Source organism: Paenibacillus sp. SER-28, assembly GCF_052906305.1.
Genome location: NZ_JBRECM010000025.1, coordinates 1 through 12,756 on the forward strand (window position 1 = coordinate 1; position 12,756 = coordinate 12,756).

Here is a 12,756-nt window from a genome sequence, read left to right on the forward strand (position 1 = left end):
GCCACCAGCAAGTCCACCGAACGCTCGGCGAGAATGCCGACGATCGTCTCCCGGCCGATGCCGCTTGCGCGCAGCGTGGCCGCCAAGCGGTTCGCCCGCTCGTTCAGCTCCGCATACATCAACCGCTCGTTCTCGTACACGACGGCCGCCGCTTTCGGCGTGCGCTCCGCCTGTTCCTCGAACAGCCGGTGGAACGCCGCCACAGGAGCCGCTTCCGGCTGCGCCGGGTTAAACGCGCCGAGAATTTGCTCTTTTTCCTCTGCCGTCAACAAGTTCAGCTCGGCAATCTTCGCATCCGGACGACTTACGATCGCCGCAAGCAAATGTCCAAAATGAGTCGACAGCCGCCGGATCGTGCTTTCTTTATAAAGAGCCGTTGCGAATTCAAAGCTGCACTCCAGGCCGCCGTTTTCTTCCGTAACATCCACACTCAGGTCGAACTTGGCCGTGCCGTATTCGCTAGGGTACGGGGACAATTTCAGCCCTTCCAACTCAAACTCTTTATCCTCCAAGTTTTGCAGGGAGAACATCGTGTCAAACAGTGGGTTGCGGCTCAAATCCCGGCTGACCTGCACTTTATCAACGAGCTCTTCGAACGGATAATTCTGATGCTCATAAGCGCCTAAGGTCGTTTCTTTCACTTCCTCCAGATACGACAGGAAGGTCTTCTCCGAAGCCGGATAATTGCGGAGCGCCAGCGTATTGACGAACATTCCGATCAAAGGCTGCGTGTCTCCGTGTGTTCTGCCCGCAATCGACGTTCCGACGATCAAATCGTCCTGACCTGTGTATTTTTGCAAAAGCACGGTATATGCCGCAAGCAGCACCATATACAGCGTCGTTCCTCTTTGAGCGGCCAGCTGCTTCAAGCCTTCGTTCGTTGCCTCGTCCACGAAGGACGTCAGCGTTTGTCCCTCAAAGCTCTGCACGGCAGGACGCGGATAGTCCGTCGGCATTTCCAGAACCGGCAGCTCGCCCCGGTAACGATCCAACCAGTAAGCTTCCTCGCGTTTCAACTGCACTTTTTGCTCGTCCGACTGCTGCCATACCGCATAGTCCTTGTATTGAATGCGCAAAGGCTCTAATGACTCGCCGCCGTACATACGAACGAGTTCCTCGACTAACACGTCCATCGAAACCCCATCGGAGACGATATGGTGCATGTCGAACATAAGCAAATAACGTTCGGCTGCCAGCTCTACGAGCTCCGCCCGCAGCAGCGGGGGCTTCGCCAAGTCGAAAGGCCGGATGAAGGCCTGCACGACTTCGGGCGCTTCTTCCTCGCTCACATGACGGTACTCGACGGCAAAGTCGACGCTCTCGTAAATGCGCTGTACAGCTTCGCCTTGTACGATCTCAAAGCCGGTTCGCAGCGTTTCGTGCCGTGCGATCAGTCCGCGGAAAGCCTTCTCCAGCAGGCTCCGGTCAATCGATCCTTCCAGTAGCAGCACGCCCGGCATGTTGTAGCTCTGATCGGCCCCTTCCAGCTGATTCAGGATAAACAGCCGCTTCTGAGCTGAGGAAAGCGGATAATATGCTCTTGCGCCCGCCAGCGGAATCGACGAGAACGACTGTTCTCCGATCCGGGAGATGGCGAGAGCCATCTCTTCGATCGTCGAGTAGCGGAATACGTCGCGCAGAGGCAGCTCGACGTTCAGCTCCTGATGCACCTTGCTCACCAGTGTCGTCGCCCGCAGGGAATGGCCGCCCAGGTCGAAGAAGTTGTCATGAACCCCGATGTGCTCCAGTCCGAGCACGCTTTTCCAAATTCCCGCCAAGCTAGCTTCCAGCGGAGTCCGAGGCGGAGTACGTTCTTCGCCCCGCTGCAAGCTCTCCTCCGGCGCCGGGAGTGATCGGCGGTCGACCTTGCCGTTCGTCGTCAGCGGGAGCCGCTCCAACTGGATCAGGTACGCCGGAATCATATAGGCCGGCAGTTCCTGGGAAAGCACGCTCTTCAGCTCGGCCGCCGTAAGCTCGCGGTCCGCTTCATAATAGGCGCAAAGCTGCTTCTCGCCGGAGGCGTCTTCCCTCGCGAATACCGTCGCTTTCCGAATTCCCTCCACTTTCTGAAGCTGAGCTTCGATCTCGCCCAGCTCAATGCGGAAGCCGCGGATTTTCACTTGGTCGTCCGTCCGTCCCACGTATTCGATCGTGCCGTCCGGCAGCCATTTCGCCAAATCCCCCGTCCGGTACATGCGCTCTCCCAGCACAAACGGATTGTCCACAAATTTCTCCGCCGTCAGCTCCGGCCGGTTATTGTAGCCCCGTACCAAGCCTTCTCCGCCGACGCAAAGCTCCCCGGCCACGCCGATCGGCAGAAGCTTATTCCGGCTGTCGACGATATACACCTTCGTATTACTGATCGGCCGTCCGATGGGTACGGTAACCGCCGACTCATCGACGAAGTCGACCGGAAGGTACGTGGTATAAACCGTGCTTTCCGACGGGCCGTACAGGTGGTTGAGCCTGCCCGGTCCGATATGGGCGAGCGCTTTACGTACATGTCCGACCGACACTCGCTCTCCTCCGAACAAAATCGCCCGGACATCCCGCAGGCAATCGACGTTCACATCTACAAGGACGTTGAAGAAAGCCGTCGTAATCAGCATGACCGAGATGCGCTCACGCTGGATGAGATCCGCCAGCCGGACGATTTCCAGCAAAGTCTCGCGGGGAACCAGCACCAGCCGCGCCCCGTTGGTCAAAGCGCCGAAAATATCGAAAATCGCTCCGTCGAACGAATAGCTCGAAAGCTGGAGGACATGATCCCGTTCGGTGATGTCGATATAATTCGTATTTCGCACGATCCGCACGATGTTGCGGTGCGAAACAAGGTTGCCTTTCGGCTTGCCCGTCGTGCCTGACGTATAGATGACGCAGGCCAGATCCGTCGCTTCGGTGCCCGGATTTAGATTTGTGCCGTCCTCGTGATAGAAGGACTCGTCATCCAGTAAGATCACGGAGTCCGAACCCGCCAGGCGCTCGCGCAAGCGGCTTTGCGTCAGCATGACCTGCGCTCCCGAATCCTCAATCAAGAAACGGATACGCTCCTCGGGATATTCCGGGTCAATCGGTACGTAAGCCGCTCCGGCTTTGTGTGCCGCCAGCATGCCCACCACCATTTCGATGGAACGCTCAGCCATAATGGCGACCAGACGGCCTTTGGATATCCCGTGGCTACGCAAGGTACGGGCAAGGCGGTTGACGCGTTCGTTCAGCTCGCGGTAGGTCAGCTCTTGCTCATTCAAGGAGATGGCGGCTGCATCCGGGATGCGCTCCGCCTGCTCTTCGAACAATTGAATGAGCGTCTTCCCGCGCGGAAATTCCGTGGTGGTGTCGTTAAAACGTCCGAGAAGGTCGGCCTTTTCCGCCTCCGTCACAAGTTCCAGCTCGCCCACGGTAATTTGCGGGTTATCCGTCACCTGCTCCAGCAGATGGACGAGATGCCCCTTGAGCCGTTCGATGCTGTCTTTATCGAACACTTCGGCGTTAAAGTCGAATCGAATTTCGATCTCGACTCCCGGCACCACGGTCACGTTGAAGTTATAGTTCGTCTGCTCCTCCATCTGAACGTCAGCGATCGTAAGGTCGCCGTGCTGCTGGTCGCCCGCCTGCTCCATCTGCTCGTCCACTGGATAGTTCTCGAAAGCGATGATATGGTTGATCAGGTTCTGCTTTTGCACGCTGCGGGCTTGAATTTCATACAGCGGATAGTAATCATAACGCCCGGACTCCAGCGCCCGCTCTTGGAGCTTCGCCATCAGGTCGGCGAACACGGTGTCCGCTTCGCTCGTGACGCGAACCGGCACCGTATTGATGAACAGCCCGATCATGGACTCGATGCCCGGGATTTCCGCCGGTCTTCCGGCCACGACGCTGCCGAATACGGCATCGTTTGTTCCGTTATATTTTTGCAGCATTACGCCCCAAGCGGCTTGCAGCAGCGTATTGACCGTAACCAGGCGCTGTTTCGCCACCCGGTCCATCCGCTCGCTCAAGTCCTTGCCCAGCTCGGCGGTGACGTGATCAGCCGTAAATCTGCCGTTTGGCGCCGGTTCCTTTTGTCCCGGGAGTACGGTTTGCCCTTCATAACCTGCCAGGAATGCCGTCCAATAGCCGGATGCCGCCTGATCATCCTGTTTCTCCAACCATTCGATATAAGCGCCATAATCCGATCCCTTATCTCCCGCTGGCTGCTTGCCGGATGCCAAGGCCGAGTACGTCTCAAACAACTCCTGCGTCAGCTGCGGCAGGCACCAGCCGTCCATCAAAATATGCTGGAAACTCCACAGCACATGATAGCTTTGCTCTTCGGTGCGCAGGATCGTAACCCGAACGAGCGCGTCATGTTCCATGTCGAAGCCGCGAAGCTTGTCATCCTTGGCCTTTTTATCCAAATACGCTTGTTTCTCGTCCGCCTGCAAATGAAGCAGCTCTTCATATTCAAAGCCGACCGGCTTGTCGCGGTATATGATTTGCAGCGGCTCGCCCGCCGGTCCTTTCACAAAATTCGCCCGCAGCACCAGATGACGTTTCGCAAGCTCCATCCAGCTCCTCTCGAAAAGCTGGACGTCGAGCGCTCCCCGCATCGTAAACCGCGTCTGCTCGAAGTAAGCGGCCGTTTGCCGGTCAAGCGCGCTGTGGAACCACATGCCCTTCTGCATCGGCGTAAGCGAGTAAATATTTTCGATTTCCCCGAGATGGCCCGAGCGCTGGGCGATTTGCTCCAATTCCGCGATGGTCAAGCCTTTAAATTGCACGTCGCTCGGCGTCAATTCGGTGTTTTCTTTGCCTGCGCAGTGGGTAATGAGCTCTCGGAGACTTTGCTCAAGCCGCTGAGCGAAGGCTTCCATCGTTTCCTTGCGATACTGCTTCCGGCTGTAACTGAGATCGAGCGATAAAGCGCCGTCCAGCACCATGCCGTTGATATCCAGCACAAAGCTGCGGGCCTGCCGGTCGCTGGCCGGGCTGCCGATGGAATAAGAAGATATGCCGATCTCGTCCTGATTGACATCATCGTCGAACTGGCCGAGGTAGTTAAAATTAATTTCCGGCTCTGCGCCCCAAACAAAGCCATCCTCCGATTTGGAGAGATAGCGGCATACGCCGTACCCAAGCCCCTTGTTCGGAATGCGGCGCAAGCTTTCCTTGACCTGTTTAATCTGATAGGCCAAATCCCGGTCGGTTTCCGGCTCCAGGACGACCGGAAACTTGGTCGTAAACCAGCCGACTGTGCGCGTGATGTCGATATCCGTTCCGATCGATTCCCGTCCGTGTCCTTCGAGATTGATCCGTACCCGTTCGTGTCCCGTCCACTTGCGAACGGCTATGCCGAGCGCCGTTACCAAAATATCGTTCATTTCGGTGTTGTAGGCCCGGTGAACCCGCTTCAGCAGCAGCTCCGTTTCTTCGGGAGTCAAACGGACGAACAGCGATTCGCTGTCCTGCTGCGTCGTAACGTCCGCCTCCAGATCCTTCGGCACGGCCGGAACCGCAATTTGTTCCACGGCCTGCCAATAGGCCCGTTCCTTCGCCATCTCCGGGCTTTGCGCGTAAGCGGCCAACTGCTCGGACCAAGTGCGGTACGCATCCGTTTTCGCCGGGAAACGAATTTCCTCGCTTTTGCCGGCCTGCTCGTAACCCACAGCGAAATCCTCCATCAAAATGCGCCAAGACACGCCGTCCACCACGGCATGATGAACCGCGAGCAGCAAATGGTCGCCGTCCGCGCACCGGAACAGTCCCGCCTTCACGAGGGGCCCGTTCTCCAGATCGATACCCGCTTGAATGTCCGTTGCCTTCGCTTCCACAGCCTGCGCGGTATTCTCCGCATCCTTGAAGTCGAACACGTCCAGCGTGAACAGCCCGCCTTCCTGAATCGCGCGGTTCCGCGCGCTAAACCCTTGTTCCGTCTTGCGGAACACCATCCGCAAGGCGTCATGATGCTCGGCCAGCTTTTGCAGCACCTGACGTACCGTCTCTTCGTCGAAGCGTTTCTTCCGGTACAGCATCACCGACTGGCTGAAATGATGCGGGTCCGCAAAGGAGCTCTCGAAAAACCAATGCTGAATCGGCGTCAGCGCCGTTTCACCCGTTATTTCGCCTTGATCGATAGTACGTCCGATCGGTTTCACATGCAGGCTGAGCTGTGAGATAGTCGGATATTTGAACAAATCCCGGATTTCCAGCTTGTACCCGGCTTGATGAAGCCGCGAAGATACTTGAATGGACTTGATCGAGTCTCCGCCCAGCTCGAAGAAATGATCCGTTACCCCAACGCGATCGGCGTTCAATACCGCCTGCCACACATCGGCAAGCGTCCGCTCGGCTTCATTGCGGGGAGCTACGTACGCGCCGCCGGTCAGCGCGTTTCCTTCCGGAGCGGGCAAAGCCTTGCGGTCGATTTTGTCGTTCGGCGTGAGCGGCATCCGCGGAAGCTGAACAAAATGCGCTGGAATCATGTAATTCGGCAATTTTTGCGCCAGCGCGCTTCTCAGCTCGCCGAGCGTAAGCGGGCGGCCCGCGACCAGGTAAGCGCACAGTTCTTGCCCGCTTTTGCCTTCCCGCGCGATTACGATCGTCTCCTGCACGGAGTCGATCTTCAGAAGCTGCTCTTCAATCTCGCCGATCTCGATCCGGAATCCACGGATTTTCACCTGATGGTCAATCCGGCCCAAATACTCAATATTTCCGTCCGGCAGCCAGCGGGCCAAGTCGCCCGTCCGGTACAGTCTCTCTCCGGGCTCAAACGGGTGTTCGATGAATTTCTCCGCCGTCAGATCCGGCCGGTTCCAATATCCCCGGGCGAGGCCGACGCCCGCGATGCATAATTCTCCCTCCACTCCGATAGGCGCCAGCTGATTCTGTGCGCCCAGTATATACAAGCGATGATTCCAGATCGGACGTCCGATCGGTATCGCTCTGCGTTCGGTGTCATACGTAGACGCCGCCCACACGGATGTGGCGATCGAGGCTTCCGTCGGACCGTACGCGTTATAGTACTGTACCTTGTCTTTCCACTGCTGCACGAATTCGGCTGAAACGGCGGAGCCCGCCGTGATGAGCCTGCTCAGACTCGGCAGGCGGTCTGAATTCAAATAAGCAGCATAAGTTGGCGGCAAAGTGGCGATCGTAATTGCATGCTCGTTCATGAAACGTTCGAACAGCTGATCATCCAAAACCGTCTCGGTTGACGGTATATATAAGGTCGCCCCGAAATACAGAGCGTTGAACATCTCCCAGCACGACGCATCGAACGATAGGCTGGCGAATTGCAGCACTCGATCCTGTTCGGTCGTGTGAAGCGTATGGGCAAACGTCAGTTTCAGGCTGACCAGCCCGCGATGCTCCAGCATGACCCCTTTGGGTTTGCCCGTCGTACCTGATGTATAGATGACATAAGCCAGATCGTTCGGACCGCTGGCCGGCTCCAGGTTCGAGCCATCGTCGCTGTAGGCCTGCTCGTCATCCAGCGCCACCACGGTCCCTTCGAACGACACCTGCTGCTGCAGCTCCCTTTGAGTCAGCAGCAGCTGCGCGTTCGAGTTCTCCAGAATGTAGCGGATGCGTTCTTCCGGGTATTCCGGGTCGATCGGCACGTAGGCACCGCCAGCTTTCAGAACCGCCAGAATGCCAACGACCGTCTCCAGCGATCTCCTAGCCATCAAGCCTACCAGCTGATTGGGCAGCACGCCGACCGATCGCAGCGCCCGCGCCAGCCGGTTCGCCCGTTCGTTCAGCTCCGCGTACGAAAGCCGCCGCCCCTCAAAGACAACCGCCGTCGCTTCGGGCACCCGCTTCACCTGCTCCTCCACGAGCTGATGAATCGTCCGATCACGGGGATAGTCCTTCTCGGTATCGTTAAAGCTTTGCAGCAATTGAAATTTCTCGTCCTCCGACAGCATGTCCGCCCGCACGATGTCCAGCTCCAACTCGTGAAGCCCCACGGCCAGCAGGCGATTCAGATGGCCGACGACCCGAGTCATGAACTCGGAGTCATATAAGTGCTCGTTATATGACAGCGCTAGCTGTATCGTCCCGCCGGTTAAGCTGAATTCAAAGGAACAATCCGTGACCACGTTTTGCCCGATTTCGTCCAGATGCAGCTCCTTAAGGGATACTAGCGTATGGACGACGGGTATCCCGCCTGCATATTGCAGGTCCAGCTTCTCCGTCATTTTCAAGAACGGAATATGTTGATGCTGAATCGCTTCCGGCAAGGAAGTCCTCAGCTCGCTCAGAAGCGTTTTAAAAGTCGCACCCGCCGAAAGCGAGTTTTTCAAAATGATCGTATGATTAACGGATCGGCGCGTCTCCGTCGGTTTCCGTATAACCGGCATGCCGACCAGAATGTCAGAAGCGCCTGTATATTTATGCAAGAGCGACTGAACACCGGCGAGCAAAATCATAAAAGTGGCCAGCGGAGCGCCCTTGCTCATTTGAAGGACGCGCTGCGCCACTTCCTCCGAAAGCGTCCCGCCGACGGTTGTCATAATGGGCGCCAGGGAGCTTGGAGCTTTGCTGTAAGGCAGCCGCGTCAAGGTATAATCGTCGCTACCGAATTTTTCGTTCCAAAACAACGTTTCTTTTTCAAAAGCCATCTGGATCGTTCCCCTCTCTTCATCGGTAAAAGCAATCCGGCGGAGCATATGCCGCAGCAACGCTCCAGCCTCGCTCCCCGCCTTTTCAAACATGTGACAACAATGTCAATGGCTTTCGCCAGGTCACCGCTTCGCTTGCCGGTTGATCGCATGCGGCAATCCTCTGCCTAGCAGCTGTCCCGCTCGGCTCCCATGCGTGAAAGACAACAAAGAGCATCGTTCTACGCAAGAGATGCGGCTGCTTCCGGCTCCTCTGCTTCAATATGCTTGCTGCGGACGAGCCGCCCGAAGACGGACTTTGGTTTAACATTGGGTTCGGAATTGGATTTGTAGGTGAACAAGGGATGTTCCTCCCATCGATGTAAGGCTTGCTGTAGGATTCCGGCCGGCCAGCAGAAAGTCGGCCGTACCTCCGGATTCGGCACCGGAGCTGCCTTTGTCGAAGCCTATGTTTAAGGGATATTGATACACTCTATGTACGATTTGTATATTCCCCCGCCTGGTGTGGATAAGTAAAGATCCGGCTGCGGGGTAGTGAGCTTTTCCTGACGATTAGATGTGACGATGGTGCTGCATGAGGCTCAAAGAATGCTCCGTATGGCATGAACGGGACAGCCCTTGGATTGGCGGTGAATTCCATGCTGCCTGACGGTACCGCAGACAGCATGGAGAGAAAATCTTCCAATGGGGTGAAAACGTTATCTTAACATCAGGGCCGCACGGCCCCCCGGAAGGCACTTCCGTGCCTCTTGCCGGGGCGGCCACCGGCTTGGCCAAGCTTAGGCAAATCCTGGGTCTCCTGAGAGATCACCTGCTGCATACTGGACTTGATAATGTCGCAGCCGGCGGCCAGATGCTCCATCGAGACGGTCAGCGGAGGCATGATCTTTAGTACGCGGTCTCCTCTGCCGGCTCTTTCAATGATGAGCCCGTTCTCGAAGCTGATCTCCGTCATCCGCTTCGCCCCGGCTTCATCCGTGAAGCCCGAGACGTCAATGCCCCAGATCAGGCCAAGTCCGCGGATGGCGATGGACGGATGCAGAGGCTTGATTTCTTTGTCAAAGAACGAGCGCACAAACTCTTCCTTCTGCTTCACCTGGGCTTCCAGGGCGGCTCTGTCCCGGAACTCGAGAGCGGCCTTGACGGCCGGCTTGTCGATTCCGGAGTGCGAATCAGTCAGGATATTCTCGATATAGCCGAGCGTATCCATTTCTGCGAAAGCCCCGCTCGGGTGCGGCATGAACGTAACTCCGCCCAGAGGAAGCCCCGCCCCTTCCCTCATGGACTTGGAGCTTGTCGCCGACAGGCTGCCGAGCGACATGCCGTGGAAGCCGCCCATGAATGCGAATATCCCGGTTCTCTTCTTCGCCTTGCGTGTGAGCTTAAGGGCCGCCTCCACCGCGTTCGTCCCCGTCGGACCGCAGACTTGAAGCTTGTAATTCAGCTTCTTCGGCTCCAGGATCCGCTCCGAGAAGCTCTTGAAGAATTCGCGCTTGGCCATTGTATACATATCCAGACCGTGCATAATCCGGTCGGAGGTCAAGTAATCGAGAACCCGGTCCTTGATATAATCGTTGTTATGACCGTAATTCAGTGCCCCGGTACCTGCAAAAAAATCAATATATGCTCTTCCGTCCTCAGAATATAACAGGTCCCCACCTTCTGACGTCATGGATCAACATATTCTCGGCTGTCATTTTCCACAATTGTCGGTCTCCGCATGCCGGCTTGCTGGGTAGCCAGTGGACTGGTCTCTCGCACACAGCTTGGATAGGTATAAAAACCATCCAATTCTATTTTCTATCATAATTGGAAAGATGACCTAGGTAGAATTATATCAAAATTTCCAATAATGTATAGTAAAACTTCAGTTAAATTTGGTCAACATGGTGTTAATATTTTGCCTAAAAAGAGCGAATGGAGAAGAAACGCTGGGAATGGTTTGCCATCAATCGAGGAATTCGACGCGTGTCGACATTCAGGCGGGGTGCCGGCCGATTTGGGAGATCTTCCCTGTAGACATTCTCTGCCGGTGCTCCGAATCCTTGCGCTTTGCGATAACTTAACATGATTACCTGACGAATTTCTGGAAGCCTGGCTGGAAACGTGACTGGATGTCAGCTGGATACTCTGCTGGAAAATCCGTTGGATACTCGCGTTTAGGTCGGGTGTAACGTTAACTCCAGACGTTCCATTATCGTTCGAATGATCTCGTATGCCCGATCCGCATCCTTCTTGGGGATATATTGGCGCTCTACGGTTTGCGGAATGTGCAATAAATTTTATACTTTCTTCTTGTTTTACTGTAAGTAACATATCTGTAGTCATAATGATGGGAAGCTTATTCTTGGGGTCAGTTGGATGTTTAATGCCTAACTTTTGTGCAATATAGAGGGTTTTATCTAGGGGTAATAAAGGAAATTGTTCGCGAATATCAATCTCTTGCTCTGACCACTCCATTTGGTAATGATGTGCCAATTCAAAGTGTTGTAGACAGATAATGGTGAAGTCGACCACTTTTCCAACCAAGAATTCGAGTAACTATCCCTATTGAGGTACATCATGTACAGTCAACCAAGGTTTATATTCCGAAAAGTGGCCTTGACCTCTTCCTTCTTTGATTTTCCGTTGAATAGATGCTATAGATTTACTTGATCGAATTTTGTTCATTATTCACCTTCTTTTTAGAACTACTAAATCAGAGTAAAGTTCAGTTATCTTTTTCTACTCCTAAGATATATTTTAGTTTTACTTCAAAATACAAATGTAGAATATAACAACTCACAGCTTTATACAATAGCAAAGTAATATTTTTTTAGCTATATTTTACTTGGTATCCTATTCATAGGCTACTCGTAGGGTACAGTAGGGTATGAATAAGCTATAATATGGGCTATAAGTAGGTATAATTAGTAAGCAGATGGGTCGGGTTAAAACCTATTTGATATTCTCAATAGAGGTGAACTCATGAATACTTTGGGACAGCGATGTAGAAATTTAAGACTACTCCATAAATGGACATAAGAGGAACTTGCTAATAAAATCGGGGCAACCAAACAGGTTGTTTCTAATTGGGAGCGAAATGTAGCACGACCTGAAATTAATCATTTAATATCTTTAGCAGAGGTTTTTGATGCTACAACCGATTATTTACTTTATTGCTAATCAAATAACGTTCCCCTACTGTGTGGACTCAATTGATTGATACAATTCATTCGGACCTTAATAACGAGAAAATCAAAAAATCCTTTGATCTTTTATCATTTCTAAATTCTGGTTTTCGAATTGAATTAAATGGGCAGGTATTAGAACAAGAAGATTTGAATCTAATCGGTAAAAATATTACCTTTTTAATGGAGCATTTTGTCTCTCCTTTAAAGAAAAGATATCGTAAATAGAAAATTTTAGTACCCATTAGTTCGCTTAAAGAAGTATCGCCTCACACCTTCTTTTACATTTTAATTAACTTTGTGTTAGCTGAAGTTTTACTTTTAGGGATAGTCTTTCAATATTTCTTTTGCAAGTTTCATTAGTTGCACACTCTGTAAATAGGTCTCTATGTTAAGACCTTGTAATGATTCTTTTACCACCAATCTACATTCTTCATAATCTTCAAATCCATTATTGATTTTAGATCAGTTGGGGTATATCTAATGCTGAGGTTCCAACCGCCTTCTTTCAAAGCTCTTTTAAACCATTTCTCACGTATGGCTCTTGAGCAAGTATAAAAAACTTGCTGAAACAGATACCGTGGGGTGTTCTCGAAACAAAGAAATAAGTTCTAATTCCTGAGCTTCAATGGCTAAATTAAAAATAGTGTTCTTTGATACAGGCGTATCTCCAAAGATTAACCACTCTATATGGGAATTGAAGTTTTCTTTAATTGCTATAATTATATCAAGAGAGGGTCTGTATTTATCTTGCTCCAGCTCACTCAACGTTCCTTGAGAAATTCCAATTATATTTGCAAACTTTATTTGATTTAAGTTGTTTGTTTTTCTAATAGTTCGAATTCGTTGGCCTATTGTAGACATAATTGCCCTCCTAAGCTAAAAAGATCCCGATATATTATCGGGATCTTCAGATTGTCGAGAAACCCCGTCTTTTTGAGACGTGGGTTTCTTTTTCTTTACATCATAAGGCTCTGGTCTCTGGA

The 12,756-nt window shown here is 52.9% G+C and carries 2 protein-coding genes and 2 pseudogenes; 1 reads left to right on the forward strand and 3 read right to left on the reverse strand.

Annotation, left to right across the window (positions count from 1 at the left end):
• On the reverse strand, nt 1-8,693 hold an 8,693-nt coding region (locus ACUYLD_RS25285), incomplete at its 3' end, for an amino acid adenylation domain-containing protein (RefSeq protein ID WP_446676217.1).
• A gap of 616 nt (nt 8,694-9,309) precedes the next feature.
• Nucleotides 9,310-10,257, reverse strand: a pseudogene (locus ACUYLD_RS25290) (aminotransferase class III-fold pyridoxal phosphate-dependent enzyme); the annotation flags it as partial.
• A 1,379-nt stretch (nt 10,258-11,636) separates the two neighbouring features.
• Here ACUYLD_RS25290 and ACUYLD_RS25295 point away from each other — a divergent pair.
• Nucleotides 11,637-11,765: pseudogene (locus ACUYLD_RS25295) on the forward strand (helix-turn-helix domain-containing protein); the annotation flags it as partial.
• A 536-nt stretch (nt 11,766-12,301) separates the two neighbouring features.
• On the opposite strand, the gene ACUYLD_RS25300 reads toward ACUYLD_RS25295, so the two are convergent.
• A complete protein-coding gene (locus ACUYLD_RS25300; RefSeq protein WP_446676218.1) occupies nt 12,302-12,634 on the reverse strand; it encodes a helix-turn-helix domain-containing protein in 333 nt (110 codons plus the stop codon).
• Nucleotides 12,635-12,756 lie beyond the last annotated feature (122 nt).